This window comes from Saccharibacillus sacchari, assembly GCF_037722395.1.
In the GTDB taxonomy this organism is placed as follows: Bacteria; Bacillota; Bacilli; order Paenibacillales; family Paenibacillaceae; genus Saccharibacillus; species Saccharibacillus sacchari_A.
The window spans coordinates 166,719-182,093 of sequence record NZ_JBBKAR010000001.1 but is presented as its reverse complement, the minus strand read 5'-3'; the positions used below and the strand labels follow the sequence as shown (position 1 = coordinate 182,093).

General features: G+C 53.9%; 13 protein-coding genes. 3 read left to right on the top strand and 10 right to left on the bottom strand.

Translation table 11 applies throughout. The features are described from left to right. Positions 1 to 97 precede the first annotated feature (97 nt). From WKI47_RS00910 to WKI47_RS00885, 6 genes are all read right to left on the bottom strand, one after another. Positions 98 to 559 (bottom strand): hypothetical protein, encoded by a 462-nt coding sequence (locus WKI47_RS00910; RefSeq protein WP_340225302.1) that lies wholly within the window; start codon positions 557 to 559, stop codon positions 98 to 100. 136 nt (positions 560 to 695) lie between these two features. Further along, positions 696 to 1,553, bottom strand: coding sequence for a VOC family protein (locus WKI47_RS00905; RefSeq protein WP_340225301.1), 858 nt, complete (start codon positions 1,551 to 1,553; stop codon positions 696 to 698). 195 nt (positions 1,554 to 1,748) lie between these two features. Then, complete coding sequence (locus tag WKI47_RS00900) at positions 1,749 to 2,708, bottom strand: acetylxylan esterase (RefSeq protein ID WP_340225300.1); 960 nt, start codon at positions 2,706 to 2,708, stop codon at positions 1,749 to 1,751. 27 nt (positions 2,709 to 2,735) lie between these two features. Then, positions 2,736 to 3,299: an O-acetyl-ADP-ribose deacetylase gene (locus tag WKI47_RS00895; protein WP_340225299.1), complete on the bottom strand. Its 564-nt coding sequence runs from the start codon at positions 3,297 to 3,299 to the stop codon at positions 2,736 to 2,738. 73 nt (positions 3,300 to 3,372) lie between these two features. Further along, entirely contained in the window at positions 3,373 to 3,825 is a 453-nt protein-coding gene (locus tag WKI47_RS00890) for a DUF2500 domain-containing protein (RefSeq protein WP_340225298.1), read from the bottom strand. Positions 3,826 to 3,969: 144 nt separating this feature from the next. After that, positions 3,970 to 4,794 carry a DsbA family protein gene (locus WKI47_RS00885; protein ID WP_340225297.1) on the bottom strand — a complete coding sequence of 275 codons (825 nt, stop codon included), beginning with the start codon at positions 4,792 to 4,794 and terminating at the stop codon, positions 3,970 to 3,972. A gap of 234 nt (positions 4,795 to 5,028) precedes the next feature. On the opposite strand from WKI47_RS00885, the gene fsa reads away from it, so the two are divergent. Continuing rightward, entirely contained in the window at positions 5,029 to 5,712 is a 684-nt protein-coding gene (fsa, locus tag WKI47_RS00880) for a fructose-6-phosphate aldolase (RefSeq protein WP_340225296.1), read from the top strand. Positions 5,713 to 6,049: 337 nt separating this feature from the next. Here the strand turns inward: fsa and WKI47_RS00875 are convergent, their stop codons facing one another. Continuing rightward, complete coding sequence (locus WKI47_RS00875) at positions 6,050 to 7,273, bottom strand: DUF418 domain-containing protein (protein WP_340225295.1); 1,224 nt, start codon at positions 7,271 to 7,273, stop codon at positions 6,050 to 6,052. Positions 7,274 to 7,440: 167 nt separating this feature from the next. Here WKI47_RS00875 and WKI47_RS00870 point away from each other — a divergent pair, with 167 nt between their 5' ends. Both WKI47_RS00870 and WKI47_RS00865 read left to right on the top strand, forming a co-directional pair. Further along, complete coding sequence (locus tag WKI47_RS00870) at positions 7,441 to 7,803, top strand: ATP-binding protein (RefSeq protein WP_340225465.1); 363 nt, start codon at positions 7,441 to 7,443, stop codon at positions 7,801 to 7,803. Between the two features lie 158 nt (positions 7,804 to 7,961). Beyond that, positions 7,962 to 8,414: a MarR family transcriptional regulator gene (locus WKI47_RS00865; protein ID WP_340225294.1), complete on the top strand. Its 453-nt coding sequence runs from the start codon at positions 7,962 to 7,964 to the stop codon at positions 8,412 to 8,414. Positions 8,415 to 8,897: 483 nt separating this feature from the next. On the opposite strand, the gene WKI47_RS00860 is transcribed toward WKI47_RS00865, so the two are convergent. The 3 genes from WKI47_RS00860 to yicI all read right to left on the bottom strand — a co-directional run bounded on the left by WKI47_RS00860 (position 8,898) and on the right by yicI (position 15,255). Beyond that, positions 8,898 to 9,638: an MBL fold metallo-hydrolase gene (locus WKI47_RS00860; RefSeq protein WP_340225293.1), complete on the bottom strand. Its 741-nt coding sequence runs from the start codon at positions 9,636 to 9,638 to the stop codon at positions 8,898 to 8,900. 97 nt (positions 9,639 to 9,735) lie between these two features. Then, positions 9,736 to 12,792, bottom strand: a complete 3,057-nt coding sequence (locus WKI47_RS00855) for a glycoside hydrolase family 3 C-terminal domain-containing protein (RefSeq protein ID WP_340225292.1) — start codon at positions 12,790 to 12,792, stop codon at positions 9,736 to 9,738. 147 nt (positions 12,793 to 12,939) lie between these two features. Continuing rightward, positions 12,940 to 15,255: an alpha-xylosidase gene (yicI, locus tag WKI47_RS00850; RefSeq protein ID WP_340225291.1), complete on the bottom strand. Its 2,316-nt coding sequence runs from the start codon at positions 15,253 to 15,255 to the stop codon at positions 12,940 to 12,942. Between the last annotated feature and the right edge of the window lie 120 nt (positions 15,256 to 15,375).

Here is a 15,375-nt window from a genome sequence, read left to right as displayed (position 1 = left end):
ATCCTTTTTCACGTAATGATCTTGCTCACTGTAAAACCGTCTCATACCGTTCACTTGTTGTCAAAGGATTTTTGTCGGAAAAGATAAGAGATTCCGGTCAATCCGGAGCCAGAACCGAACCGCAATATTCGCATTCCGCTTGCGTACCGGACCGTATCGTTTTGCGGCGACCGCAAGAGCGGCAGACGGCCACGATCAGTTCCGACGCGTCCGTGCGCGGCCGAGGCGACGCCGTCCGGTAAATATCGCCGCTTGGCGACGTGGGTTTGTCCAAACGGATCGGCGGCGCCTCGCTTTGCGGAACGTCCGGTTTCGCAAGATCCAGACTCGGATATTCGGTTTCCATGCGGCGGCGTTTTCGGCGATTGGACCAACGGATCAGCCGCGAACCGATCCACGTCCCCAAAGCGCCCGGCAGGAAAAAAAACAAAGAAAAAGCGAGCGCGATCACGCCGGCCGGATATGCGATCCTTTCCGCAGACGGATTAATTACGAAAAACACTCCGGTCACTACCCAGAACAAACCCAGCGCGACAAACAATATGCCGATCACTCTCATAACCGTTCCCCTTTCGCAATGCGTCTCTATTCTTTTGTTGACCCTTCGCCTTTTCGTTCGAATCATTCTTTGCACGCAAAAAGAGCGATCCCAACCTCGTGGCTCAAGGTCGGAATCGCCCGCAAAACACTTAATTTTAAAGAGCCGCAACCAACACCGCACGGTTTCCGAAAGGATCAAGCGCCGACGGGCCTTCCGGCGTGTCGGTAACTTCGATTCCAGCTTCGCGAAGAGCCGTAACCGCTTGGTCGCGTTCGCCTTCGTTTGGGTAAACGATCGTAAAGTATTTCAAACCAACCGCGTTGGCCGGAGCCGCCGGTGCGCCTACGCCCGCCCAGGTATTCAAGCCCATGTGGTGGTGGTAACCGCCCGCCGACACGAACAAAGCCGCATTGCCGAAGTGCAACACCACGTCAAAACCAAGTCCTTCTACATAAAACTTGCGTGCATCCGGCAAGTTGCCGACATGCAGATGGACGTGACCGATGATTGTACCGGAAGGCATCCCGTTCCATGCGCCCGCCAATTGCAGCAGCGATTCTACGTCGACCGGATCGGTTGCCATCACATACTCGCCTTTGGCGTCTTTTTGCCATTCCGAACGCGGACGGTCCGCATAAATCTCGATGCCGTTGCCGTCCGGATCATTCATGTAAAAAGCTTCGCTCACCAGATGGTCTCCTTGCCCGATGCTTATTCCGGTTTCGGCCAGATGGCGCAGCGTTGTGCCCAATGCCGTGCGGTTTGGCAGCAGGATTGCAAAATGGTACAAGCCCGTTACGGATTGAGGACGCATGATTTGGGCTTGCGGTACTTCTTCGATCCCCAGCAGCACGCCACTGCCTTCCACGCCGAACTCAGCTGTTTTTTCCGTCTGAGCCAATAGCTTAAGCCCGATCACTTCACTGTAAAAACGTACCGAACGTTCGATCTGACTGACTTTCAATTGAACCCGTCCCATATGGGCTTCCGGATGAATCCGATAATTGCTCATGCTAGTTGCCTCCATTTTGTTTAGTTATATCGTTATTTGTTTCCCTTAAGTAATATTTGTTATACTCTCATCATAATACACAAGGTTACAAAAGTAAAGTATGTGACTTAAAGAAAATTAAATACTTTTACATAAAAAAAGAAGCTTCTGAAATCCGCGCCGATCACGCGATTTCAGAAGCTTCTCCATATCCGGTCACACCAATCCAGCATGCCGAGCCAAAAATTCCATCGCCAAGCGATTCTGTCCGTCCGATACCCAGTGACCGTCGAACGGATAGACCCGCATTTCTTTTTCCGACGCAATTCGGTTGTAAGCGGCATAGACCGTCTCCGGCATGCAGCAAGGATCTTTGAGGCCGCAAGATACCATAATCGGAATCCGGATACGCGGCGCCAAGTTCAAATTATCAAAATAACTGAGCGTTCTCAGCACGGTGTCAAAATGCTCGGGATGCCGACTGACAAATTCCGCCGCTTCGGATAAAGAACTGTTCGAATTCAAAATCCCGAAGTCCATATGGCACATATTCGGAATATGAGCTACCGCTGCTTTAGGGATGCCGCTCAACGCGGGCACGATCATGGCAAGACCGCCTCCCTGACTGCCACCGATAACGAAGATTCGCTCCGCGTCCGTTTCCGGTTGCGCGGCCGCCCACTCCGTCGCCCGTATCGCATCTATCGTGATCGCCCGATAATAGGCCGTCTCCCGCTGTAAAATGCCCGGCGTGACCCAGCCCCGGATCGCGCCGTAAGACTGCTCCTGCCGATTGCCCGTATCTCCGCCCTGCCCACGTACGTCTACGGACAGCACGGCAAAGCCCATCAGAATATAATGTGCAAAATGCTCGGGCATTCCTTTGCTGCCTGTGTAGCCGTGGTAATGAACCACACACGGGAATTTCGTTCCGCGTTCAGCTTTCGGCGTCAAATACCAGGCATGCAGCGGCGTATCGTCCGCACCCTCGTAGGTGGTCAGGTAGACGTCCATACCGCTCATAGGAGTCTGTACAAGTTCTCTGTTCCCGTTTAACGGTTTTTCAGCATACTCAGCCAGCGTACTCGACCAAAACTCTTGTAGATCATTTTCCGCGGTCTGAGATGGGTTATAGCGCTCCAAATCCTGTATTCGTGCTTTGATCGCATGAGTCATCGTGCTTCTGGTTCTCCTTTTGCCGATTTACCGACCTTCCTGGTCTAGCAACTGCCGGTAAAGTCGTTCGTTCTCTTCATCGTAGCAGACGAAGGCCACCTCTTCCAGAAACGTTTCGCCCGAATGTCCGGCATACGTTTGAATAGCCTCTTTTACTGCTGCGACAGCCACTTCGGCCGCTTCTTTTTTCGGATAGCCGTAGATGCCTGTCGATATATTCGGAAAAGAAATGCGCCGGGCCGAGACCTTTACCGCTGCTTGGATCGAGTTTAGATAACAGCGCTTAAGCAGCTCCGCCTCGCCTTTGCTCCCGTCCTGATACACAGGGCCTACCGTATGCACGACGAACTTTGCGGGCAGCCGCCCTGCTGTTGTCACGACCGCTTCTCCCGTGTCGCAGCCGCCTTGGCGATCGCGAATTTTCCGGCACTCTTCCAAAATCGCAGGCCCGCCCGCACGGTGGATCGCTCCGTCTACGCCTCCGCCGCCGAGCAGTGACGAATTGGCCGCGTTAACGATCGCATCGGTGGCGTACTTGGTAATGTCGCCGCGGATGATCGCGAGGGTGACGTTTTTGATACGTTTCTCCATGCCGCTTCCTCCTTCGATAAGGCTTATGACAGCATTACCCGTATCCGGACAGCCTGCGCGGTTTTCGCTTGATTCATGCTCTGGCGTTTCGGTCGAATCCTTTAAAACGCGTGCCCTGAAACGTCAGCACACCTTCGTCGCCTTCCATATTGAGCCCGTACTGTTCGCCGCTCACTTCCAATTCTTTTCGATCGCCGTTTTGCGCTTCGAACGTCAAGTAATAACTGGTTCGGGCTCGGCTGTCTCCGCTGCCTCCCCATACTTCGGTGCGTTTGCCGATCAGGCGCGCGGGCACTGCCACGATTTCGGAAGCATTGTTTTTGGCGTACCGCGCAGTGCCTCTGACGATCGCGAAAATGATGCTGCCGATCACGAGCACGAATACCGATACGAACGGAATGAAAAACCACAACGGCGCTCCGCCCAAAAGATCGCCGAACATATTCCATACGCCCGGTTCTTCGAACGAGATCGCGTCCTGTCCTTCAAAATCGCCCATATAATCGCCGATCTGTTGACTGTCCATCTATGTTCCTCCCTTTATACATACATCCTTACTAACGCTGGCGCAACCCGATTCGTTTCGGCTTCAACGATTTTGAACGATAAAAAACCGGCGGACAAGGAATCTATTTTGCCGATTCCTTATACGCCGGGCAGATAAGCTTTCTTAGCTTGCTTTTGCTGCTTCAATCGCCGCTTCCACGTTTTCGAGCGTCGGATTTTCTACCTTTGTTCCGTTTACGAAAATAGAAGGCGTGCCGGTGATTTTGCTGTCGTCGCCTGCTTTGACGTCGGCATCCACGGCTGCCTGGTACGTTTTGTTTTTCAGATCGTTCGTGAATTTCTCGATATCGGCATCGGGTACGTTTTCTTTGACCAGATTGACGATGTAGTCTTCGGTAATCCAGCTGTCACGAACTTTGCTTGTGTCCTGATTGGCGTAGACCGCTTTGTTGTAAGCCCAGAAGTATTCCGGATTTTGCTCGTACAACGCTTCTCCGCCCAGCGCGAGCAGCGTCGAATCGTCCGCGAGGAACGGGTAGTCCGCGAATTGGAACGAAGCTTCGTTCGTATCGAGGTATTTCGTTTTCAGTTCCGGCAGCACCGTTTCCGTCCAGATTTTGCAATCCGGGCACTTGTAATCGCCGAATTCAACAATTTGCACATTGGAATCCGGATTGCCCAGCGTCGGCTGGTTGGAAGCGTCGTAGTTTGTCAAAATGACCGGCTCCGCGGAAGAAGTCGTTTGATTTTGCCCAACCTTCGTCAGTACAAAGATCAGCACCGCCAACACGACGATCAGGCCGACAAAACCCAATGCGATAATTCCCAGGTTACTCTTTTTACGCTTCGAACCCGACGTCCACTGGGAAGCGGCTGTGTTTTGATTTTGCGGTCTCGGCGCGCCTTGCGGTCTTGCCGCTCCCCCTGTGTTTTTCTTCGCACCCTGCGGCTTGCCGTTTTTCGGCGCCGGCTTTTTGTTTTTACTCATCCCTGTTCCCCTTATCCTCAAGTTTGTCCGTTTCTTACGCAACGGCAAAGTACCGCCAACGTACAGAGTCGACTATCTATGATTATATCGAGTTTTAACCTTCCGATTCAAGCTTGCAAGCATAGTTCCGAGAAATATGTGTCAAAATCGCTTGAAAAGGTGAAAGTAATAGATGCGGGGTTTTTCGCGGAAAGAGCACGAAAACTTCCTAATTTTTTTCGAGGAGGAATCGACGTGAAATTTTTCTTGGATACCGGTAATCTGGATGAAATCAAGCGGATCGTACGCTTGGGCTTGGTGGACGGTGTAACGACGAACCCTTCGCTGATCGCGAAAGAAGGTCGCCAATTCAAGGACGTCATCAAGGAAATAACCGCTATTGTTCCCGGTCCTGTCAGCGCCGAGGTCGTCTCGCTCAAAGGCGACGACATGATCGCGGAAGCGTTGGAAATCGTGGAATGGGCACCGAACGTAGTTATTAAGCTTCCGATGACGGAAGAAGGACTGTACGCGTGCCACCAATTGACGCAAAAAGGCATCAAAACGAATGTTACTCTTATTTTCTCCGCCGCCCAGGGCCTGATGGCCGCGAAAGCCGGAGCGACTTATATCAGCCCGTTTATCGGGCGTCTGGACGATATCGGATTGGACGGCATGGAGCTGATCTCCGATCTGCGTACCATTTTGGACACCTACGGCCTGAAATCGGAAATCATCGCGGCCAGCATCCGCAATATCGGCCATGTGCAGCAAGCCGCTCTCGCGGGCGCGCATATCGCGACGATTCCGGGCTCGATCCTGCCGAAGCTGTGGGCGCACCCGCTTACGGACAAAGGCATCGACCAATTCCTGAAAGACTGGGAATCCGTGCCGAAAGCCGCGGATGCGGTCAAAGAAGAAGCAAACACGAAGTCTTAAGTCGGTTGAAATAAGTGCTCAAATACACTTATTTCGCTCGATTTGCTCTTGATTTTTCAAATAAGTGCGTATATACAACTATTTGAAGAAAAAAAGCGAAAAAGAGCAAAACTCGGAGGAATCAAGTGCATATCCGCACCTATTCTCTCCAAACGGAAATTTTCAAAGAAAAAAAGTGTATATTCGCACTTATTTTTATGATTCCGATCGTATCGTGTCTGAATTTTCGCTTTCAGTTACGTTAGGTTTTCTCGGCACGTTAAAAAGCCCGCTCGGAGTGAGCGGGCTTTTTAACGTCTCGATCCGGCGCAGACGTGCTACGCTTTGCGATAACCGATCATGAAACGCGGCTTTCGCCCTCCAACGGTTCCGCAACGCGCACCGGTTTTCTCGGACGTCCTTTCCAGGAAAGGTACGTCCAGATTCGCAGCACTTTTTCCACGGGCCCGTTACGGAATCTTTTCAAATACAAAAGACTGAGCCACAATTGCGCCGCATAGACCGTCAGCACGATCAACGTTCCGTCGAACACGCCCGCGCGGCCGAACAGTCCCAGTCCGTAACCGTAGAAAACGGTCGTGCAGATCAGGCTTTGCAGCAAGTAGTTGGTCAGCGACAGCCGTCCGACGGCTTCAAACCGTTCAAGCAGCGCGACCCGGCGGCTCCCGGCGTACAGCAGCATGAACGCGTAAATGTACCCGAGCGCCAGCAGCGAACCGCCCAGCGTCTCGCCGATTCCGATACCGGGCAGCGCGCCTCCGCCGAATTGCGGTCCGAGCACGGAGAAGCTTTTGGTCAGCAGCCCGATCGAAACGAAAATCGCGGCCCTGCGGGCATACGTGCGGCGCATCGCGACCGGATCGTCGAAGGTGCCGACTTTCGCCGCGCGCATCCCCAGCAAAAACATGGGCGCGATCATCAACGGCGCAAGCACGATAGCGATCGCCATGATCCAGCCTTCTTCTTCCCCGAAAGGATCGGCGTTGTTGCGGAAGTCTTTGATCTCGGCATACGTTCCGGTTCCGTACACGTCGCGGCTTTGCAAAATATAGCTTTCGGTATGCTCCGACTGCCCTAATCCTTTGACCGACGATTCCATCGGCGAAGCGCCCAGCGCCCCCGTAAGGGCCAAAAGCAGCACCGACCAGACCAGCAGCGTTTTCGGTTTGCGGTTCAGGAACAGCAGCAGGAAAAATCCGGTCGCGCCGTAAAAGGTCAAAATATCGCCTTCCCACAAAAACGTCGCATGCAGCATCCCGAATATAAACAACAGCAAAAAACGCCGCGCCAGATGGCTTTTGGGACGCAGCTCGCGCGCTTTCAGACTATCCGCCAGTTTGACCATGCCGAAACCGAACAAGAACGCGAAGATCGGCATAAAACTTCCGACCACTGCAATAAACAGGAACGAATGAAACGCAAGATCCGCTCCTTTGATCCCGAACAATTCCGGCACCGTTTCCCCGAACAGCCCGTATTGGAAAATCAGCATGTTCGCCACGATGATCCCCGACAAACTGAACCCTCTCAACCCGTCAATCGCATGATTCCTTTTTTTCATACCCCTTATCACCTCTGTCTCAAGCTTAACTCGCCGCGTTAAATAAACGCTAAAGCTGACCTTAACGTTCGCTTAACGCCGCGTCAAAAAGAAATCGCGTGCTTTAACAGCCGTTAAGCTTTGTCTGGTACACTGTAAAAAAGCCGAGCAAAACATGGCCCGGCCGCATCCAAATTTCCGCCAACGCCAAATGGTTTCAGCGATTGCTGGATAATCTGATCTCCAACGCCGTTAAACCTAACGGTCCCGGCACGCAGATTCGATTGCGCGTATCCGGCGAAGGCGCCGATGCGGTCATCGAGATCCAAGACGACGGAATCGGGATGGACGACGAAACGAAAGCCCATCTGTTCGACCGCTATTACCGGGGAACGAGCACCGATGAAGGCATCGACGGCATGGGGCTCGGTATGAGTATCGCTTACGCCGTCGTCACCGCCCACAAAGGCACGATCACGGTAGATTCCGCTCCCGGCAAAGGAACGCGGATCAGCTTGGCTTTTCCCGGCGAGTTTTCGCCGCGTATCTGATCCGTTGCGTCGGCTGGGCGCGAATCCGCCGGTTTTCTTTATTTGCGCATTTGACACCGCTTTCCGAACTTCGTATACTTGCGTGAGCAAGCAGCAAATCAGAACAAGCAGGCCGGGCCGCGGGGGCGGAATTCGGCCGCGCCAGAGGGGGATTAGCCTTGTATCAGCCGCAAGATTCGATCGGTTTTCAACTGGGCGTCATTTATCGAAAAGTCAGTAACCGTCTCGCCGCAAACCTCAAGGACTACGATCTGACGCCGGAACAATGGTCCGTCATGTGTTGCATTTGTTTCAAGGAAGGCATGAACCAAAAAGAAATCGCCGAGCGCACCGTCAAAGATCAGCCGACCGTTACGCGCATCCTCAATGTGCTGCACCGCAAAGGATTGATCATGCGCAGCAGCGACCGGGCGGATCGACGCGCGTACCTGATCTATCCGACCGAAAAAGGCCGTCAGGTCACCGAAGAGACGTCCGTGATCGAGCGGCACCATAACAGCGCCATGATCGAAGATTTCACGCCGGAGCAGCTTGAGCTGCTGGCGGAAGCTTTTCGCAAAATCGAACGCAATGCCGAGCGGTACGGCGACGGCCCTGCGATCGAAAGCTGAGCCGGGAATCGGGTAATATTCAAGCGCAGCCTGTTTAAGCAAAGCCGAAGCAATGGGCGGTAGGCTCGGCCAAACCGCTTAGACGTTGAAAAAACGGTGCCGCAAATCGCGTTCCGGTTCACCGTTACCGTTACCGTTACCGTTACCGTTACCGTTACCGTTACCGTCTTATTATCGCGTAGACGTCGAATAAGTGCATAGATGCAATTAATCCCGGTAGATCCGGCCGTTTCAAGCAAATAAGCGCTCAGATACGCTTATTTTTCGCTTTTTTTAGAAACTGGTCGGTTTTCCGGTCGAATAATTGCATCTGTGCACTTATTTTGGATTCAAGCGATCATAAGCAGAAAATAAGTGCATTTCTGCACTTAATCCTCATTATGAGTAGCGCAAAAGGACGGCTTGAGTTCACGCGGCCAAAGCTTGGACTCTGCCAAGCTTACTGCTGCGCCGTTTTGCTTACTCGCTTTATACGGTCCGGCTTTACGCTTTACTCCGCTTCGCTTTGGCTTTCGCTTCTTTACGTGCTTTCAGCTTGGCTTCCAGTTCGCGTGCCTGCCGGATCTCCGCTTCCAGGTCGTCCATTTTCCCCGCAGGCCGATATACGGTAGATCCATGGCAGACCTCGATTCGCTCCGGGTCAAGTTCCCTCACGATCCCGAAAGCGCTGCGCATCGCAAGTTCCGGGTCCGGCGTGAAGCGGGGCGGGATCAATTTGCCGCGCTTGCCGTTGAACAAATCGCCGGCCAGCAATGCGTTCTCGCCGCGATGGAAATACACGACATGCCCCGGAGAATGTCCGGGCGTCCAATACGGGATCAACGATCCGTGAACGTCCAGTTCTTTGTTTTTTCCCGAAGCAAGCGGAAGAGGCTGTAAAATCCCTTTTTCCACATGAACATGCGCTTTGTCTTTGTCCGGATAAGCCAATTGCCCTTCCGCGTACGGAATCTCCGCAGCGTGCATATAGACCGGAACGTCATAGACCCGCAAAATGTTTTGGAGTCCGCCTACATGATCGGCATGTCCATGCGTGAGCAGGATTCGCTTCAGCGGGCCTGCGTCCATGCGTTGGATCGCTTTTATAATTCCTTTGCTCATAAAAGACATTCCGGTATCCACTAACGTAATCCCGTCTTGTTCCGCCACGATCCATACATTAATCGGAAGTCCTACCCAAACGCCCACGCTTCGGATCGATTCCGTAATCAACTTAACCCCCATGCTCGATCGCTCCCGTTCTGCTGATTGTAAATAAATAAGCCGCCCCTTGACCATACGGGGCGGCTTCGAAGCTGTCAAGTTAACGTATCGTTTACGTTTAGGAACGAATCGGAATCAAGGTCAGTTCGCTTAGACGGATCGGCCCGTGCAGCGTAATATGCAGCAAAGCCGGAGTCTCGGATTGTGGAATCTCTTTCAGAAGCGGAGCTTCCAGCGTGTTCCAAGCCTTGATTCCGGAAACTTCCACCTCTTCGCTGCCGATCCGTTCGCCCTCTGAGCCATCAAGACGCAATTCAATACGCCCTGCGGACTCCCCGCTCCGAACCCGCAGCTTCCAACCGGAAACTCCCTGTGACACATCGACATTTCGGAAGATTAACTCACCCGGTATATCAGAGTGAACAGGAGCCGCCGCTGTCGCTTCGCGTTCCCCTTCATCCAAAAGAACCTGCTCGTAATCGTCAAAGTTCTCCGCACGGGTCGTCTGGTATAAATTGCGCGGCGGAACAAGTTCTCCGACGACGGTCACAGCCGTTTGCACGCGAATATCCGCCGAAGACGAACCGATTAGCAGCGTATACACGCCGGATTCGACGCAAAACCGATCTCTGGACACATCCCAGAAAGCCAACTCCCGCACAGGCAGCTCAAAGCTTACCGTTACGCTCTGGCCAGCCGGAACCCGGATACGTTCAAAACCTTTGAGCTGCTTCAATGGACGTTTGACCGAAGAAGCTTCTGCCCGAACATACAATTGCGCTACTTCTTCACTGTCGACATTGCCTGTATTCGCCAGTTCGAATGTCACGCGAAGCGTATCTTCCGCGGCGACTGTCTCCTGATCAAGCGTGGGTGCTCCGTATTCGAAACGGCTGTACGTCAATCCATGTCCGAACGGATATAAGACGTCTCCTTCGAAGTATTGATAGGTCTGCCCGCTTTTGATGATATCGTAGTCGAGCATAGGCGCCAGATCTTGTTCCGACTGATACCAGGTCATGCTCAGACGACCCGCCGGAGCGACATCCCCGAACAGAATATCCGCCAGCGCCGAACCCATTTCCTGTCCGCCATGCGCGTTATACAAAATGGCCGGAACCAAATCTGCGATTTCACCCAGAGCGAACGGATAACTGCCCACGATCACGACCACCGTTTTCGGATTAGCGGCATGCACGGCGCGAATCAGCGCTTCCTGACTAGGCGGCAACGATAACGACGGCCGATCGATCTCCTCTTTGCCGTTAATGTACGGACTGTTGCCTACGCAAACGATCGCGACGTCGCTCAGACGTGCCGCTTCCGCCGCTTGGGCGATTCCGTCCTGCACGATCTCGAGTCGCAATGGAGCAGCGGCGTCTTCACCCTCCGTGACCAAAGCCCGAAGTGTACGATCAGATTCTTCAGCTAAAAGATGTTCCGGTTCGGTATGTGTATCTGTATCGGAGACCTCCGCCGACGAATCCCATCCGATCGGAGCCCCGTTCCACTGGCGCAGCGTAATCTCGCCATCGAGCCCTTGTTCCAGATCGAACAGTTCTTTGACAAACCATCCTCCAATATGCTCGGCTGAAGCGGCAATCGCCTGGCCGTCCTGCGCACTGACGAATCGGCCATTGGCGTGAGCGCGCAGCGTATGCTGCCCCCAGCCCCAACGGGTCAATTCCAAAAGAGACGCGTCTGTTGCATCGGCCTGCACGCGGAGAATGCCTGTCCCGTCTTTCTGCACGCCAAGCGCTTTTCCTTCATTGGCATCGACTAAGCGTACCGTATCGCTGCCTTCCACATACCGAACGACACCTGTAAGATTGGCTAATCCGGCGGCCGACTGCTCACGCAGCGCTGTCCAACGAGCAGGCTCGTCCACAGTCTCCACCGCATCGTTCGCTTCCTGCACGGTCGCGGCTTCTCCGGAACGTCGGGCCAGTTCGCCAGCCGAGCCCCCATCCTGCGTCTCTGTATCCAGTTTGGCTGCAATCCCGTCAAAAATCGATACCCGATACGGCAATGTGCCGCTATACCAGTCTGCCCAGACCGCGTCTGCGGTAGGTCCTGCAACAGCCGCGCTTTTCACGTCCGACAGGCGAAGCGGCAGAATCCCCTCGTTTTTCAGCAGCACGACCGATTGTTCTGCCGCACGTCTGGCTAGCTGTGCATGCTCGGAAGCGCATAGTACCGATTCCGGAATTTGCGCATACGGATTGTTTTCTTGCGGATCAAATTGACCCAGCCGGAAGCGCACACGGAAGATGTTGACCAGCGCGCGGTCCACGTCTTCTTCGGTGATCAGACGACGCTCCAGCGCTTCGCGTGCCGCGGGAATCACCAACTCCACATCGTCAGTGAGACAATCGACGCCCGCCAGAAGCGCTCCGGCTACCGATTCGGCATGCGATTCATGATACTTGTGGAAATTGACCGTCTGCGACAAATCGCCGCCGTCACACACGATGAACCCTTCCATTTTCCATTCGTCTTTGACGAACTTTTGCACATAGGGACTTTCGATCGCAGGCGTTCCGTTGATCGAATTGTAGGCGGTCATCATCGACAGCGCGCCGCCTTCTTCGAACGGAATACGGAACGCTTCCAGATAATATTCGCGCATATTGCGCGGCGTTACGCTGGATGAACCGTCCAGACGTCCCACTTCGTTATTATTGGCGAAAAAGTGCTTAAGCGTCGCCACCATTTTCAAATAAAACTCGTGCTCGCCCTGCATCCCCTGTGCCAGGTTTGCGGTCAGCTTGCCTGTCAGGTGCGGATCTTCGCCGTAAGCTTCTTCCGTACGCCCCCAAAGCGGATTCTTTTCCATATCGACCGTAGGCGCCCAAAGCGTCAAACCATGCTGCTCCGGCGCGCTATGATGATAAGCCCGCGCTTCGTCGCCGATGACCGAACCGATCTCGCGCAAAAGTTCCTTGTTCCACGTCGACGATAAGCCCATAGGCTGCGGGAATACGGTAGCGACGCCTTTCCAAGCCACGCCGTGAGCGGCTTCGCCTCCGACCTTGTAAGCAGGGATGCCCAGACGCTTTACCGCGGCTTGACGCGTAGGAAGCAAGGAAAGTTTCTCTTCCCGTGTCAGTCGGGAAATCAAGTCGCGAACCCGGTCCTCCAGCGGCTGTTCGATATCCAAAAACAGTTCCGTCATTTGTTCTTCCTCCTTAGAATAAAGCGTTCTCATAACATCTTATCCATAGTCCTCTTCAGATCCCGATCTCTGGACTTTATATCCATACGCAAGCAGGGGTAAAGCTTCTCCTCCCAGGAAGAAGCTTTACCCCTCATATCCGTTCGATTACAGCTTAATCGTTGCGTTACCGCCTGTGAGCGTCAATACGAGCCCTTGCTCGCCCGCTTCTTGCGAAGCGCCTTCCACGCCTGCCGCAGCCGTGATCCCGCGCAGTACGACTTTGACGTTTTGGCCGCCGGAAACGTTGACTTTGATCTCGCCGCCGTTACGTACAGCGGAAGCTTCCACCAACTGCTTCGCATCCAGACCGATTACGTTCGCCGAAGCCGTTTGACCGTCTTCAAGCCCGAACAGGTGCAGCGTTACGCCGTCCGCGTAATCGTAATCCGGTTTGTCGTTTTGAGCGCCGACCGCAAGCAGCGTGCCTTCTCTCACGAATACGGGCAGACTCATGAAGTCGTAGTTTTCGCTGTACCAGCGTCCGCCTTCTTTCACTTGGCCGTCCAGCAGACCTGTCCATTTGCCGGCCGGCAGGTAGTAGGTCACGTCGCCTTGCTCGTTGAAGATCGGCGCGACGAGGATCGAATCGCCGAACATGTATTGCAGATCCAGAGGCGCGCATGTATGATCTTCCGGGAACTCCAGGAACATCGGGCGCATCATCGGAATGCCGCGTTCCGCCGATTCCGCAGCCTGGTTGAACAGGTACGGCATAAGCGAATTTTTGAGCTTCGTGAACTTGCGCAGCACGTCCACCGCTTCTTCGTCGAACAACCACGGCACGCGGTACGAATCGCTGCCGTGCAGACGGCTGTGCGAAGACAGCAAGCCGAATTGCACCCAACGCTTGTACACGTCCGCCGGAGCCGTCTGCTCGAAGCCGGAAATGTCGTGCGACCAGAAGCTGAAGCCGGATACGCCGAGCGACAGGCCGCCGCGCAGGCTTTCCGCCATCGACTCGTACGTCGACGAGCAGTCGCCGCCCCAGTGAACCGGGAATTGTTGGCCGCCGACCGTTGCCGAACGGGCGAACAGCGCCGCTTCGTTTTTGCCGAGTTTGTTTTCCAGCACTTCGAAGACCGCTTTATTGTATTGGAACGTGTAGTAGTTGTGCATTTTGACCGGATCGGAACCGTCGAAGTACACCACGTCTTCGACCGGAATCCGTTCGCCGAAGTCCGTCTTGAAGCAGTCTACGCCTTGATCGACCAGCTCTTCAAGCTTGCCTTGGTACCATTTCACGGCAGCCGGGTTCGTAAAGTCCACGATGCCCATGCCCGCTTGCCACATGTCCCACTGCCAGACGCTGCCGTCTTTGCGTTTGAGCAGGTAGCCGTTTTCCATGCCTTCTTCGAACAGCACGGATTTTTCCGCGATGTAAGGGTTGATCCAGACGCAGATTTTCAGACCTTTGTCTTTCAGGCGCTTAAGCAGGCCCGCAGGATCTGGGAAGACGTCTTTATCCCATTCGAAGTCCGTCCACTGGTATTCTTTCATCCAGAAGCAGTCGAAGTGGAATACGGACAGCGGCAGATCGCGTTCGCTCATGCCGTCGACGAAGTGGTTCACGGTTTCTTCGTCGTAGTTCGTGGTGAACGAAGTCGTCAGCCACAGGCCGAATGTCCATGCCGGCGGAAGCGCAGGTTTACCTGTGAGCTTGGTGAAGTTGTCGAGCACGTCTTTCGGCGTCTCGCCGCCGATGATGAAGTATTCCAGCGTTTCGCCTTCGACGCTGAATTGAACTTTCGACACGTTTTCCGAAGCCACTTCGAACGATACTTTTTCCGGGTGGTTAACGAACACGCCGTAGCCTTTGTTGGACAGGTAGAACGGAATGTTTTTGTACGATTGCTCGCTGCTTGTGCCGCCGTCTTCGTTCCAGATATCCACGGTTTGGCCGTTTTTCACGAACGGGGTAAAGCGCTCGCCCAGACCGTATACGTATTCGCCGATGCCCAGATCGAGCTGCTCGCGGAAATACGTTTTGCCTTGCGCTTTGTTTTCGATATGCGCCGCACGGCGGAACGCGCTGCCTGTCAGGCGGCGAGCGCCGTAGTGGAACTCGCTGGCGAAGCCGGTGTTGCGGTCGATGCTGACTTTCAGCTCGCCGCTTTGCAGCGCCAGCAGATCGTCGTTATTGGTAATCTGCACGTTCGTTTCCGAACCGTACAGTTCAAATTCGGGAGTTTGTTTCACGCCGCCGGCGTGACGGTTCAAGCGGACGCGAATGACATTTGGCATCGGCGAGCTATAGGTCGCTTTCAGCAGCGTCGCGTTCAGCGTATCGCCCCGTTTTTCTACTTTTTTCGTTGCCGCGTAGACCGTGAAGGAATCGTCCTTCTGTACCACGTCGCGAATATCAACCGGGTTTTGCAGATTGTATCCGTCGCGGACCATCCAATATCCATCTGTAAATTTCATGCGTAAAAGCCCCCTTGGCAATTGTCGAATGCCTTCGGCGATCTTGTCCGATCACCGTGACTACGTTTATAATGATATTGATCTTTAAAACAATTTTCTTCCGCTATTTTGATCTAAACT